This window comes from Limnohabitans sp. T6-20 (genome assembly GCF_003063505.1).
Classification (GTDB): domain Bacteria; phylum Pseudomonadota; class Gammaproteobacteria; order Burkholderiales; family Burkholderiaceae_C; genus Limnohabitans_A.
The window spans coordinates 916,012-928,509 of the sequence record NZ_NERW01000001.1 but is presented as its reverse complement, the minus strand read 5'-3'; the positions used below and the strand labels follow the sequence as shown (position 1 = coordinate 928,509).

Here is a 12,498-nt window from a genome sequence, read left to right as displayed (position 1 = left end):
TCATGAGCGCTTCCATCACACCTCCTGCCGGCATTGACCCGCGCAAAGACACCCTGATCGAATACCCTTCGATCTTTCCGATCAAGGTCATGGGTGCCATGGCCGACGGTTTTGCCGAAGCTTTGTGTCAAGTGGCCTTGCAATTTGACCCCGCGTTTGACGCCAGCACCCTGGAGCTGCGGCCCAGCAAGGGCGGCAACTACCTCGGTGTGACCCTGCACATCACCGCCACCAGCCGCGAACAACTCGACGACCTGTACCGCGCCCTGACCTCGCACCCGATGGTCAAAATCGTCCTTTGAACATGGACATCCGGCTGCTCGGGCGGGTGGACTACCTGCCGACCTACGAGGCCATGCAGGCCTTCACCGCCGAGCGCACCCCCGACACGGCCGATGAACTCTGGATTTGTGAACACCCCCCCGTGTTCACGCAGGGTCTGGCGGGGCAAGCCGCACACCTGTTGATGCCCGGCGACATTCCGGTGGTGCAGACCAACCGGGGCGGACAGGTGACTTTTCATGGCCCCGGCCAAGTCATGGCCTACCCTCTGGTCAACCTGCAGCGCGCCGGTTACTACGTCAAGGAATACGTCTACAAGCTCGAAGAATCGGTCATCCGCACCCTGGCGCATTTTGGCGTCACGGGGCACCGCGTGGCCGGCGCGCCCGGCATTTATGTGCGGCTGGACGACCCGTTCAGCCACGCCGCGCTGGTGGGGCCCACCCCGGCCCATGACCCGTTCAAAGGTCTGGGCAAGATCAGCGCTTTGGGCATCAAGGTCAGCCGGCATTGCACCTACCACGGCGCGGCGCTCAACGTGGCGATGGACCTGGAGCCCTTTGAGCGCATCAACCCGTGTGGTTATGCCGGCCTGAAAACCGTGGACCTTTCTACAATCGGTGTAGAAACCACTTGGGACGAAGCCGCCCAGGTGCTGGCCCACCAATTGGCCACCCGTTTATGAACCCCTGCCTGCGCACCCTCGCAGCAGCAGAGACCGAAAGACCCGAATGAGCAACACCCCCACCGAACGCAACGTGGTCCGCGAAGCGCAAAGCGTTGAAAACTACGACCCCATGGCCAAGCAAAAAGCGGCGGCCAAGCTCTCTCGCATTCCGGTCAAAGTCGAAGCAGGTGAAGTGCTCAAAAAGCCCGAATGGATCCGTGTGAAAGCGGGCTCACCCACCACCCGCTTTTACGAAATCAAGGACGTGCTGCGCGCCAACAAGCTGGTGACCGTGTGCGAAGAAGCCAGCTGCCCCAACATCGGCGAATGCTTTGGCAAGGGCACCGCCACCTTCATGATCATGGGCGACAAATGCACGCGCCGTTGCCCGTTTTGCGACGTGGGCCATGGCCGCCCCGACCCGCTGGATGTGAACGAACCCGACAACTTGGCCAAAACCATTGCGCAGCTGAAGCTCCAATACGTCGTCATCACCAGCGTGGACCGTGATGACCTTCGCGACGGCGGCGCGGGCCACTTTGTGGAGTGCATCCGCAAAACGCGTGAGCTGTCACCCACCACCCAGATCGAGGTGCTGGTGCCCGACTTCCGCGGCCGCGATGACCGTGCCCTCGAGATCCTGAAGGCTGCCCCGCCTGACGTGATGAACCACAACATGGAAACCGTGCCGCGCCTCTACAAAGAAGCGCGCCCTGGCTCGGACTACCAGTTCTCGCTGAACCTGCTGAAGAAATTCAAGGCACTGTTCCCGAACGTGCCCACCAAGAGCGGCCTGATGGTCGGCCTGGGCGAAACCGACGAAGAAATCCTGGACGTCATGCGCGACATGCGCGCGCACAACATCGAAATGCTGACCATTGGTCAGTACCTGGCCCCAAGCAACAGCCACCTGCCGGTGCGCCGCTACGTGCACCCCGACACCTTCAAAATGTTCGAAGCCAAGGCCTACGAAATGGGCTTTTCGCACGCAGCGGTGGGCGCGATGGTGCGCAGCAGCTACCACGCTGACCAGCAAGCGCATTCGGCCCACCAGAATCTGGCCGACAGCCGCGCTTAAAGCCTTTCACCGCCATCAACATCGAACCCACCATGACCGACTCCAGCCCTTACACACCGCCCAAAATCTGGACCTGGAACAAGGCCAACGGCGGGCGCTTCGCCAACATCAACCGCCCCGTCGCGGGGGCCACGCACGAGCAGGAACTGCCACGCGGCAAACACCCGCTGCAGCTGTATTCGCTGGGCACACCCAATGGCGTCAAAGTCACCGTGATGCTCGAAGAGCTGCTGGCCCTGGGCCACACGGGTGCCGAGTACGATGCATGGCTGATCCGCATCCAGGAGGGGCAGCAGTTCAGCAGCGGTTTTGTCGGCGTCAACCCGAACTCCAAAATCCCGGCGCTGCTGGACTGCAGTGGCCCCGAACCGGTGCGGGTGTTCGAGTCGGGGGCCATCTTGTTGTATCTGGCCGAAAAGTTTGGGGCTTTGGTGCCCACCGATCCGGCCCAACGTGCCGAATGCCTGTCGTGGCTGTTCTGGCAAATGGGCAGCGCCCCCTATTTGGGTGGCGGTTTTGGGCATTTTTATGCCTACGCGCCCGTCAAGATCGAGTACGCGATTGACCGCTTTGCGATGGAAGTCAAACGCGAGATGGATGTGCTGAACCGCCGCCTGGCCGAAAGCCGCTTCATCGCGGGCGACGACTACACCATCGCCGACATCGCCATCTGGCCCTGGTACGGCGGCATGGCCAAGGGCACGATGTACGAGGCTGGTGAATTCCTGCAGGTGCATGAATACGAGCATGTCAACCGCTGGGCCGATGAGCTGGCCAAGCGCCCTGCCGTGCAACGGGGCCGCATGGTCAACCGGGTCATTGGGCCTTTGGAAACCCAGTTGCACGAACGGCACGACGCCAGCGATTTCGACACCCGCACGCAAGACAAAATCGCCCCAACCTCAGCCTGAATGCACCGGGCATCGCAGCCCGGTCGCTCATCCGGTCATTTTTTCGCGCCAAAGGCCCTGCAGGGCCGCCCACCAGTCGCGGGCAAATCGTGCGCTGTCAAACAACGGCGATTGCGCTGCCTGTGAGCGCAGCGTGCCGCGCAGGCCCTGCAGCTTCTCGCACACCTCTTTCCCGCCCTGCCCCCAGGCCACGGCTTGCTGCACATAGTCGGCTTCGTTGTGCGTCACCCAATCGCGCAAGCCCACGTTTTCCAGCATGGACTGACCTTGCCGCCCCAGCATGCCGGGCAGCGCCAGCGTGAGGGTGGGCACGCCCATCCACAGGGCTTCGGCGGTGGTGGTGCCACCGGGATAGGGGAAGGTGTCGAGCAGAATGTCCACGGCGTTATGAGCTGCGAAATACAGCTCGCGGCTGACGGGCCCCAGCAGGTCCACGCGGTCAGCGTCGATGCCCGCCGCCTGCAAGCGCCCTGTGAAGCTTGCGCGTTGCCCTTCGTCATTCAACTGCGGCGCTTGCAAGCGCAGGCGGGCCTGCCGGCAAGCGTTCAAAATTTGCGCCCACGCGGCCAGCACGCCCGCATTGATCTTGGGCAGCGTCTGAAAACAGCCAAAGGTGATGAAGCCGTTGGTCAACACGGGCGGCGCTGCGGGCGGCTCGGTCACCCCGGGCGGGCTCATGCACAAACGGGTGTGCGACAGGCGCACCACGTTCTCCACATAAAGCGACTCTTCGCCTGTGGGCACGCACACCGGATCGGCCAGGATGGCGTCCATTTGCGGCAGGCCCGTGGTGGCAAAGTAACCCAGCCAGCTGACCTGCAGCGGCGCGGGTTTGGCCGCAAACACCGGCAGGCGGTTGCCCGCCGTGCGGCCCGACAAATCCACCAGGATGTCGATCTCATCGCTGCGGATCTGGGCCTCCAGCCGGGCATCACTCCACAGGTCCACCGTGTGCCAAGCGGCAAAGGTGGGCCGGATGTCCTGCGTGAGTTCGTCGGCCAGCGCGTGGTTGGCATAGGCCAGCAGCGTCAGCTCGCCCGAGGCCACGGCGGTGGACGCCAGCGCCAGCAGCACATCGCGCAAAAAGTAACCCACCGGGTGCTTGCGCAGGTCGGCTGACACGAAGCCCACGCGCAAAGGTTTTTTGCCCGCCGCACGGCGCGGCCACTCGGGGCGCGCCGGGTTCAGTTCACCCACACGCCGAATCAGGGCTTGCTGGGCCGCTTCGTCGGGCGGGTAACGGTAATGCTGCACAAAAATCAGATTGGCCAGCGAGTCGGCATGGCGCGGGTCCACATCGAGTGCGGCCTGATACGCCTTGCTGGCGGCTTCGAAATCAAACGCGTCTTGCAGCATCTTGGCGATGTTGAACCGGGCCTGCACATTGCCGGGTTCGATGGCCAGCGTGCGCTGGTAGGCAGCGCGTGCTTCTGCCCATTGGCCCAGCGACTGGAGCGTCAGGCCCAGATTGAGCTGTGAATTGGCATGGCCGGGGCGGTGTTGAACCGCTTGTTTCAAAAAGCCCAGCGCTTCTTCGTGGCGCTTGAGTTTTTGCAGCGCCAGCCCCAGGTTGGACAAAGCCTCCACATGCGCGGGCTGTCGCTTCAGGATGGCCTGGTACAGCGTCACCGCGAGCTCCAACCGGTGCGTGCGGGCGGCCAGCGTGGCCTTGAGGTTGAGCGCCGCCACTTCATGCGTGGCATGCAGGCCCGGCAGGGCCAGCAAAGCATCGGCTTGCTGCTCGGCCTGATCCCATTCGGCCCGGTGGTACAAGGCCACGGCGGCTTCATACAAAGCCTGCGCTTGCTCTACGGTCGAGGTTGAACGGACTGGCTGGGGCACGGCTTGCCCCAGCATTTTGGCCAGCATGCCCGAAGGCTGTGCAGTTCGGCCTTTGGCCGGTGGTTTTTTCATGGGATCACAAGGCCAGATGCCGCAAGGAATGTCTTTGGGGAGCAGATTTTAGTTCTCAAAGATGCCACTGCCGGACCGAGGCAGCGGACCAGACCGGTGGCGCTGACGCGCGCCCTCAGCGCGGCATCAGGCTGGCAGGATCGTCCGAAGCCAAGACTTGCTCGGCCCACAGCGCCAACTTGGCCGTGTCCGAGCGCAGCACCTGGTGCTTGACCGACAGGATTTGCGAAGGGTGCATGGAAAAGCTGCGCAAGCCCAATCCCAGCAACAAGCGGGTCATGGTCACATCGCCGGCCATCTCGCCGCACACCGAGACACCTTTGCCCTGGGCTCGGCATTCGGCAATGGTGTCGGCCACCAGCTTGAGCACGGCGGGGTGCAACGGGTCGTACAGGTGCGCCACCGATTCGTCGGCCCGGTCGATGGCCAGGGTGTACTGGATCAAATCGTTGGTGCCGATCGACAAAAAGTCGAAGTATTTGAGGAACATGCGCACCGACAAGGCGGCCGCCGGGATCTCGATCATGGCACCCAAGCGGACGGGGCCATGCGCCATGCCCCGGCGGTCCAGCTCGTGCCTGGCCTGATCGATCAGGGCCAGGGTCTGCCGGATTTCGCTGCCGTGCGCGAGCATGGGAATCAGCAAGTTGACCTTGCCGTGCGCTGCGGCACGCAAGATGGCGCGCAGCTGGGTCAGGAACATCGACGGGTCGGCCAAGCTCCAGCGGATGGCCCGCAGGCCCAGCGCCGGGTTCAGGTGGGCCGCGTCATGGCGCGTTTCATCCAGCGGTTTGTCGGCCCCCACGTCCACCGTGCGGATGGTCACGGGCAGGCCATTCATGCCGTCCACGGCACGGCGATAAGCCTCGTATTGCTCGTCTTCACCCGGCAAGTTGCCTTGACGGCCCATGAACAAAAATTCACTGCGAAACAGGCCCACACCCACAGCCCCTGCGGTGATGGCCGCAACGGTGTCTTCGGGCATTTCAATGTTGGCAATCAGCTCGATCTTTTGCCCATCGAGGGTCACCGCTGGTGTGTGCCGCAAGCGGGCCAAGCGCTCCCGCTCCAGATCGCCCTGGCGCTGCTTGAAGCCGTAGTCGGCCAGGATGATGGGCGAAGGGTCCACGATCACCACACCGGCATCGCCGTCGATGATCACCCAGTCGTCTTGCTTGACCAGCTGGCTGGCACTGCGCGCGCCCACCACCGCCGGAATATCCAGGCTGCGCGCCACGATGGCGGTGTGCGATGTCTTGCCCCCCACATCGGTGACAAAACCTGCAAAAACACTCTGCTTGAACTGCAGCATGTCCGCAGGCGACAGGTCGTGCGCCACCAGCACCAGCGGCACATCCATGGTGTCGCCCAGTTGCAGCTCTTGCTGTGGCCGAGCGGGACGGCGCGCCTGCGCCACCAAAGCGCCTGTGCCTTTGAGGCTGTGCAATACGCGCTCAGCCACCTGCTCCACGTCGGCTTTGCGCTCTCGCAGGTAGGGATCGTCCATTTCATCGAACTGGCGACCGATGATTTCGAGCTGACTGGTCAGGGCCCATTCGGCGTTGTAGAGGCGGTCCTTGATCCATTGCATGACCCCGGCCGTGAGCTCTTCGTCCAGCAACAGCATCAGGTGCACGTCGAGCAAAGCGACCAGCTCATGCGGTGCATCTTTGGGCATGTCTTTTTGCAGTCGCTGCAACTCGTCCACCACGGCATCACGGGCCACGCGCAAACGCTCAATTTCTGAGGCGATTTCGTCTGGCCCAATGAAATAGTGCGCGACATCCACCCGACTGGAAGCCACCAGCACAGCACGCCCGATGGCGATGCCCCGGGCCACCGCCAAGCCATGGATGCTGAAAGCCATGGCTTACTCGCCTTCGCCGAACTTGTCGCTGATCAGGGCCAGCAAGGCGGACATGGCTTCGTCTTCGCGCTCACCGATGGTTTCGAGCACGACTTCACTGCCCAAGCCTGCGGCCAGCATCATCACGCCCATGATGCTTTTGGCGTTGATGCGACGCTCGCCCTTGCTGAGCCAGACTTCGCACGGGAAGCTGCCTGCCAACTTGGTGAGCTTGGCAGAGGCGCGAGCGTGCAGCCCCAGCTTATTGCTGATGGTCGTGGTGGTTTGGGGCATGTCTCTTTCCTGTTTGATTTTGTGGTGCGGTGCTGCCCACGGGCATCACGCCCTGGGTGCCGCCTGCCTGCGCGCGCGCTGCCAGCGCCTCCAGGCTTTCATGTCGGTAGCACACGCTGCGCAGCAACATGGGCAAATTGGTCCCGGCCACCAGGCGGGTGTGCAGTCCATCATTGAGCTGCTGAGCCACGTTGCAAGGTGTGGCACCAAACACATCGCTGAGCAACAAGACTTCTTCAGTGCCCAAGGCCTGCATGGCTGCGCGTGCTTTGGCCAGGCTGTCCTCGGGGGACTCGTTGGGCAGCACATCCAGCGCCAACACGCCCGAGGCACAGTCCGGGAACACGTGCAAGGCGCATTCACGCAGGGCGTTGGCCAGAGGCGCGTGGGCGATGATGAGGATGCCGATCATGATGACCTCATTATCAGGTCTGATCCGGCTTGCTCAGCAGGAAATACACCCACGACAAGCACGAACAAACGGCAAAGCCCGCCAGAGCCACCTGATAGGCCATGACAGAGGTCAAGCCCAAGGTGCGTCCGGCGTCGACGGCCAAACCAATGCCCCACTGCACCACGAAGATGCCAGCAAAGATGACCAGGTTGTAGGCCGACAGGGCGCGTCCAGCCAAATGGGCTGGAAAGGCCATGCCCACAGCCGGTTGGGCCAGCGCCACGAAAGTGCTGCACACGCAAAACAGAGCCAGGCCCGTTGCCGCAGCCCCCTGAATGGCGTTGCCCAGCCCGATCAGCACCGCCAAAGCCACAAACGTCAAAGGCAAACCCCAGGCGATCAAACGCTCCACCGGAATGCCTCTGCGCGCCAAGCGCGGGGTGACCAAGCCCCAAACCCAAAAGGCCACCAACATGCTGAGGTTGATGAAAAACAAGCCCGTGGCCGCTTCGCCAGCCGTCCACCCCGCCACCTGCGTCATCCAGGGGCCCGCCCACAGCGTTTGGATGGCGACCATGCCGCCGTAGCTGAAGAAGCCAATTGGCGTCATCCGCCAAAAATACCGACTGCGCCAGATTTCACGGTAACTGCCATCGTCATCGCTTGGCGGCATCTGCGTGGCCCCGGCCACAGTCATGGCTTTTTGCCAGCGCGGCACCACCAGCGCAATCAGCAGCATGGCCAAGGCGATCATCGCGCCCAACACAACAAACAGCGCACGCCAGCCCCAAATGGGCATGAGCCATTGCACCGGCAACGTGGCCGCCAACATGCCCAAAGAGCCCGTCATCAGCATCCACGAGTTGGTGCGCAATTGGGTGCTGGCGTCAAACCAGCGCCGATAACCGGTCAAGGGGGCCATCAGGCAAGCGCTGACCCCCATGCCGCACAGCACGCGGGCAGCCAGCAAGCCATGAAAACTGTCAGCCCAAGCAAACGCCAGACACCCCAACACGGCAAAAGTCAAAAAAGCGAGGATCACTCTTTTGGGGCCATGCTTGTCCAGCAAACGCCCCAAGGGCAATTGGGTGAGTGAAAACCCCAAAAAATACCCGCCGGCCAACAAACCCAGGTCTTGCGCGCTCAGCGCAAACTCACGGGTGAGGGTGGGCGACAAAGTCGCGGTGATGGCCCGCACCAGGGCCGAGAAAAAATAAGCCAGCGCAAACGCCAAAAAGACCACCACGGCCAAGCGGCGCGGCAGATGCTCAGGATGCTCTCGGGGAGAAACGGTCATGGCTTGAGCCCCTCAAACAAGGTGTTGGCCATCTCTGGCGGTATTTGACGGTCATACACCACTGCGTGCACGAGCCTCACATGGTCACCCTCTGCGACAGCGCCCCAGACGGCGTCCATCATCACGGCCTCGCCATCGGGGCGCAGGCCCTTGGCCTGAATCCGCTGGGAAGCGGCCAAGGGCAGGTGCCCCGGGCGATGCCAGTTTTGCTGCTGTTCTGCCGCCAAGGGCCGGGGCACGCGTGCGTTGTCCAAGGTGGCTTTTTGCCAACCCGCCAGCAAGGCATTGGCATCGGCACCGGCTTGTAAAGACGCCGTCATCACGGCCACGATGGCGCTGCCGCTTTCGCAACCCACCACCTGCAGGTCCACAGGCACCCCGCCCAGCGGGACGGCGCGCGTGGTGCGGTCGGGCTTGCACGGCAATTGGGCTTTGAGGGAGGTGCCCTCCAATGTGACTTCACGCCAGTTCTGGCTGGGGCTGCACGCGCTCAAGGTCAGGGCAAAGGTCAGGCTGGCCATGATGGCCGTGTAATGGGTTCGCATGGGGGGTGATTATCCTGATCAGCGATGGCTTCCGGTTTTGACGACAATGAAGGCATGAATTCACTCGACGGCATCCGCGTTCTCGACCTCTCCCGCGTTCTGGCGGGCCCCTGGTGCACCCAGACTTTGGCCGACTTGGGGGCCGACGTCATCAAGATCGAGCGCCCCGGCACGGGCGACGACACACGCACCTGGGGGCCACCCTTTTTGAAAGATGCCCAAGGCCAGGACACGGCCGAAGCGGCGTATTACCTGGGGGCCAACCGCAACAAACGGTCCGTCACCTGCGACATCGCCCAGCCTGAGGGTCAGGCGTTGATTCGCGAATTGGTCAAGCATTGCCAGGTGTTCGTTGAAAACTTCAAGGTGGGTGACATGGCCCGCTATGGCCTGGATTACGCCAGCCTGAGCGCCATCAACCCCCAACTGGTCTATTGCAGCGTGACTGGTTTTGGCCAGACCGGCCCTTACCGCGAACGTGCGGGTTACGACTACGCCGTACAAGGCATCGGTGGGCTGATGAGTGTGACCGGCGAACGGGACGACCTAGGCGGTGGGCCCCAAAAAGTGGGCGTGGCCGTGGCCGATTTGTTCACCGGCATGTACGCCACCGTGGCCATTTTGGCGGCACTGCGCCATGCCGAACGCACGGGCGAAGGCCAGCAAGTGGACATGGCTTTGCTGGACACGCAAGTGGCCATGTTGGCCAATCTGGGCTCCAACTACCTGGTCAGCGGCAAAGTGCCGGGCCGGGCGGGCAATGCCCACCAGAACATCGTCCCCTACCAGGTGTTTGAGGTCATGGCACCCCTTGGCTCGGCCCCGGGCAGCCGGGACCACCTGATTTTGGCGGTTGGCAACGATGGGCAATTTGCCAAATTTTGCGCCGTGGCGGGTCACCCTGAGCTGGCCAAAGACCCACGCTATGCCTTGAACGCTGACCGCGTGCGCCACCGCGCCGAACTGGTGCCCTTGCTCGAAAAAATCCTCAAAACCCGCACCAAGGCCGACTGGCTGGGGGCATTGGAAGCGGCCAAAGTGCCCTGTGGGGCCATCAACACCTTGGGTGAGGTCTTCGTCGATCCGCAAGTGCAAGAGCGCGGCATGGTGAGCACCTGGGCACACCCCATCCAACCAGGTCTCAAGTTGGTGGCCAGCCCGATCAAGATGAGCCGCACACCGGTTCGCCAGGATTTGCCGCCGCCCATGCTGGGACAGCACACCGCCGAGGTCTTGGCCGAGGTGCTGGGTTGGACCGCTGAGCAGCAAGGCCCCTTGCGCGGCAAAGGGGTGATCTGATGGCGAACTATTTATTGGTGCATGGTGCTTGGCACGGCGCCTGGTGCTGGCAGCGTGTTTTACCGGGCCTGATCCAGGCGGGTCACCGGGCCCATGCGGTCACGCTCACCGGCGTGGGTGAACGCGCCCATTTGCTGAACCCTGGCATCGACCTGGAAACCCACATTCAGGATGTCATGGCCGCGATGGACGCCGAAGAAATGGACGATGTGATTCTGGTGGTGCACTCTTATGCCGGCATGCTGGGCACCGCCGTGGCCAACCGCAGACCCACGCGCTTGCGCCATCTGGTTTATCTGGATGCCGTGTTGCCCAAGCCCGGCGAAAGCTGGAGCAGCACCCACGCCAGCGCCACCCGCAATGCCCGCATCGCGGCCGCGCAAGCCGACCCTCTGCACAGCTTTCCCGCACCCGACCCGTCGGTGTTTGGCTTGAGCGATGCCGACCACGCCTGGGTCAAGCGGCGTCAGACACCCCACCCCGGTGGCCCCTACACCCACGTGCTCGACTTTGACCCACAACGGGTGGCCAGCGTGCCGCGCACTTTCATCAACTGCACCGCGCCACCGCTGGGCACCATCGACATCAGCCGCTTGCGCATGGTGGACCCCAAATTCTGGGATGGGGCCTGGTTGCCCGGCTCACAGGTGGTGGAGATGAAAACCGGCCATGACCCCATGGTCAGTGACCCGCAAGGGCTTTTGGCCTTGTTGCTGAATCTGGCTTGACGCGAATCAGCGCAGGGCCCCGAACACCTTGCTCAACAAGGCGCTGCCAGCTTGCGCCGGGTTTTGGCGAATCTTCTTTTCCTCTTCGCCGATCATGAAATACAGGCCGTCAAGGGTTTTGCCCGTCACATACGACTCCAGTTTGGCTTTGTCCTTGTCCAGCAAACCCATGCCCGACAATTTGACCGCCACTGCGTTGAACTGATCCACCACGCCAAGCTTCTCAAGCGATTGTCTGACCGATGGCATGAACTCGACCGCCAAAGGCGTGCGTGTCTTGCTGGCAAAAAATTGCGTGACCGAATTCTCCCCGCCTTGCAAGATGCCCTTGGCGTCCTGCACAGAGATGTTTTGGATCGATTGCGTCAACAATTTTTTGGACAAAGGCACTGCCGCTTCTGCCGCGCGGTTCATCTGCAAGTTCAAGTCGTCCAGTTGCTTGCCCAGCCCCAAAGTCTTGAGCAGCTTGGCACTTTTGCTGACCACGTCGGGCAGGCCAATGCGCACCTTGTCATTGCCCCAAAAACCGTCTTGCGCCCCGAGCAACTGCACCGCGATCTCACTGCCTTTTTCCAGGGCCAGTTTGAGCCCCTTGGACGCATCTCCTGCGGTCAGATCGGCCAAGTCGATGGCGTGCGCTGGTGCAATCACCAAGCAACCCGCGGACATCACGAACGTATTAAACTTTCGACGATGAAGATGCATTTGAAAACTCCCTGGAATCTGCTGCCTGTTGGCCGCTTTGTATTGAATGGGGTCTGCGCACTTGCGCTGTTTTTGACCCTTGCGGGCTGTTCTGCCGAGCGCGCACCTGAATCTTCCTTTGTTTTGCTGGACGGCTCCACCATGACCTCCACGCAATTGCAAGGAAAAGTATCTTTGGTGAATTTTTGGGCCACCAGCTGCACCACCTGTGTGGCCGAAATGCCCGAAATTGTCACCACGTACAACAAATACAAAGACCGGGGCTACGAGACCATGGCGGTGGCCATGAGCTACGACCCCCCCAGTTACGTGGTCAACTTCGCGCAAACACGTCAACTGCCCTTCAAGGTGGCGATCGACAACACCGGTTCTGTTGCCCGTGCATGGGGCGAGGTGCAGCTCACACCCACCACCTTTTTACTGAACAAGCGCGGCGAGATTGTGAAACGCTATGTGGGTGCGCCCAATTTTGCCGAGCTGCACCAACTGATCGAAAAACTGCTGGCCGAGTCTTGAGCAGCACCGTCGCTGCTCAAGA

At 62.1% G+C, this 12,498-nt stretch carries 14 protein-coding genes; 7 read left to right on the top strand and 7 right to left on the bottom strand.

What is annotated here, in order from left to right; all coding sequences use genetic code 11:
• The first annotated feature begins 2 nt into the window (after window positions 1–2).
• From B9Z33_RS04425 to yghU, 4 genes are read left to right on the top strand one after another with little or no spacing between them, the layout of a single operon-like run.
• The gene (locus B9Z33_RS04425) at window positions 3–302 is read left to right on the top strand and encodes a DUF493 family protein (protein ID WP_108285745.1); all 300 of its coding nucleotides are present in this window, start codon (window positions 3–5) and stop codon (window positions 300–302) included.
• Between the two features lie 2 nt (window positions 303–304).
• Window positions 305–967, top strand: coding sequence for a lipoyl(octanoyl) transferase LipB (gene lipB / locus B9Z33_RS04420; protein WP_199220280.1), 663 nt, complete (start codon window positions 305–307; stop codon window positions 965–967).
• A gap of 46 nt (window positions 968–1,013) precedes the next feature.
• Window positions 1,014–2,027, top strand: coding sequence for a lipoyl synthase (gene lipA / locus B9Z33_RS04415; RefSeq protein WP_108285743.1), 1,014 nt, complete (start codon window positions 1,014–1,016; stop codon window positions 2,025–2,027).
• A gap of 32 nt (window positions 2,028–2,059) precedes the next feature.
• The gene (gene yghU, locus B9Z33_RS04410) at window positions 2,060–2,938 is read left to right on the top strand and encodes a glutathione-dependent disulfide-bond oxidoreductase (RefSeq protein ID WP_108285742.1); all 879 of its coding nucleotides are present in this window, start codon (window positions 2,060–2,062) and stop codon (window positions 2,936–2,938) included.
• Between the two features lie 27 nt (window positions 2,939–2,965).
• Here the strand turns inward: yghU and B9Z33_RS04405 are convergent, their stop codons facing one another.
• The 6 genes from B9Z33_RS04405 to B9Z33_RS04380 all read right to left on the bottom strand — a co-directional run bounded on the left by B9Z33_RS04405 (window position 2,966) and on the right by B9Z33_RS04380 (window position 9,228).
• Window positions 2,966–4,852, bottom strand: a complete 1,887-nt coding sequence (locus B9Z33_RS04405; protein ID WP_108285741.1) for a tetratricopeptide repeat protein — start codon at window positions 4,850–4,852, stop codon at window positions 2,966–2,968.
• A gap of 115 nt (window positions 4,853–4,967) precedes the next feature.
• Window positions 4,968–6,719, bottom strand: a complete 1,752-nt coding sequence (gene ptsP / locus B9Z33_RS04400) for a phosphoenolpyruvate--protein phosphotransferase (RefSeq protein ID WP_108285740.1) — start codon at window positions 6,717–6,719, stop codon at window positions 4,968–4,970.
• Between the two features lie 3 nt (window positions 6,720–6,722).
• Window positions 6,723–6,992 carry an HPr family phosphocarrier protein gene (locus B9Z33_RS04395; RefSeq protein WP_108285739.1) on the bottom strand — a complete coding sequence of 90 codons (270 nt, stop codon included), beginning with the start codon at window positions 6,990–6,992 and terminating at the stop codon, window positions 6,723–6,725.
• The gene (locus B9Z33_RS04390; protein ID WP_108285738.1) at window positions 6,961–7,404 is read right to left on the bottom strand and encodes a PTS sugar transporter subunit IIA; all 444 of its coding nucleotides are present in this window, start codon (window positions 7,402–7,404) and stop codon (window positions 6,961–6,963) included. The genes B9Z33_RS04395 and B9Z33_RS04390 overlap by 32 nt, the downstream gene beginning before the upstream one ends.
• 13 nt (window positions 7,405–7,417) lie before the next feature.
• Window positions 7,418–8,683, bottom strand: a complete 1,266-nt coding sequence (locus tag B9Z33_RS04385; protein WP_108285737.1) for an MFS transporter — start codon at window positions 8,681–8,683, stop codon at window positions 7,418–7,420.
• Complete coding sequence (locus tag B9Z33_RS04380) at window positions 8,680–9,228, bottom strand: hypothetical protein (protein ID WP_108285736.1); 549 nt, start codon at window positions 9,226–9,228, stop codon at window positions 8,680–8,682. Before B9Z33_RS04380 ends, B9Z33_RS04385 begins: the two co-directional genes overlap by 4 nt.
• A 54-nt stretch (window positions 9,229–9,282) precedes the next feature.
• Between B9Z33_RS04380 and B9Z33_RS04375 the strand changes: the two genes are divergently transcribed.
• Window positions 9,283–10,527: a CaiB/BaiF CoA-transferase family protein gene (locus B9Z33_RS04375; RefSeq protein ID WP_108286156.1), complete on the top strand. Its 1,245-nt coding sequence runs from the start codon at window positions 9,283–9,285 to the stop codon at window positions 10,525–10,527.
• Window positions 10,527–11,255 carry an alpha/beta fold hydrolase gene (locus B9Z33_RS04370; RefSeq protein ID WP_108285735.1) on the top strand — a complete coding sequence of 243 codons (729 nt, stop codon included), beginning with the start codon at window positions 10,527–10,529 and terminating at the stop codon, window positions 11,253–11,255. Before B9Z33_RS04375 ends, B9Z33_RS04370 begins: the two co-directional genes overlap by 1 nt.
• Before the next feature lie 6 nt (window positions 11,256–11,261).
• Here the strand turns inward: B9Z33_RS04370 and B9Z33_RS04365 are convergent, their stop codons facing one another.
• A complete protein-coding gene (locus B9Z33_RS04365) occupies window positions 11,262–11,924 on the bottom strand; it encodes a DUF4197 domain-containing protein (protein WP_108285734.1) in 663 nt (220 codons plus the stop codon).
• 30 nt (window positions 11,925–11,954) lie between these two features.
• On the opposite strand from B9Z33_RS04365, the gene B9Z33_RS04360 reads away from it, so the two are divergent.
• Window positions 11,955–12,476 (top strand): TlpA disulfide reductase family protein, encoded by a 522-nt coding sequence (locus B9Z33_RS04360; RefSeq protein WP_108286155.1) that lies wholly within the window; start codon window positions 11,955–11,957, stop codon window positions 12,474–12,476.
• Window positions 12,477–12,498 lie beyond the last annotated feature (22 nt).

Coding starts and splice junctions, on each gene's coding strand:
- B9Z33_RS04385 (WP_108285737.1), bottom strand. CDS start 8,683: ATGACCGTTTCTCCCCGAGAGCATCCTGAGCATCTGCCGCGCCGCTTG.
- B9Z33_RS04365 (WP_108285734.1), bottom strand. CDS start 11,924: ATGTCCGCGGGTTGCTTGGTGATTGCACCAGCGCACGCCATCGACTTG.
- lipA (WP_108285743.1), top strand. CDS start 1,014: ATGAGCAACACCCCCACCGAACGCAACGTGGTCCGCGAAGCGCAAAGC.
- yghU (WP_108285742.1), top strand. CDS start 2,060: ATGACCGACTCCAGCCCTTACACACCGCCCAAAATCTGGACCTGGAAC.
- B9Z33_RS04375 (WP_108286156.1), top strand. CDS start 9,283: ATGAATTCACTCGACGGCATCCGCGTTCTCGACCTCTCCCGCGTTCTG.
- B9Z33_RS04380 (WP_108285736.1), bottom strand. CDS start 9,228: ATGCGAACCCATTACACGGCCATCATGGCCAGCCTGACCTTTGCCCTG.
- ptsP (WP_108285740.1), bottom strand. CDS start 6,719: ATGGCTTTCAGCATCCATGGCTTGGCGGTGGCCCGGGGCATCGCCATC.
- B9Z33_RS04360 (WP_108286155.1), top strand. CDS start 11,955: ATGCATTTGAAAACTCCCTGGAATCTGCTGCCTGTTGGCCGCTTTGTA.
- B9Z33_RS04370 (WP_108285735.1), top strand. CDS start 10,527: ATGGCGAACTATTTATTGGTGCATGGTGCTTGGCACGGCGCCTGGTGC.
- B9Z33_RS04390 (WP_108285738.1), bottom strand. CDS start 7,404: ATGATCGGCATCCTCATCATCGCCCACGCGCCTCTGGCCAACGCCCTG.
- B9Z33_RS04405 (WP_108285741.1), bottom strand. CDS start 4,852: ATGAAAAAACCACCGGCCAAAGGCCGAACTGCACAGCCTTCGGGCATG.
- B9Z33_RS04395 (WP_108285739.1), bottom strand. CDS start 6,992: ATGCCCCAAACCACCACGACCATCAGCAATAAGCTGGGGCTGCACGCT.
- B9Z33_RS04425 (WP_108285745.1), top strand. CDS start 3: ATGAGCGCTTCCATCACACCTCCTGCCGGCATTGACCCGCGCAAAGAC.
- lipB (WP_199220280.1), top strand. CDS start 305: ATGGACATCCGGCTGCTCGGGCGGGTGGACTACCTGCCGACCTACGAG.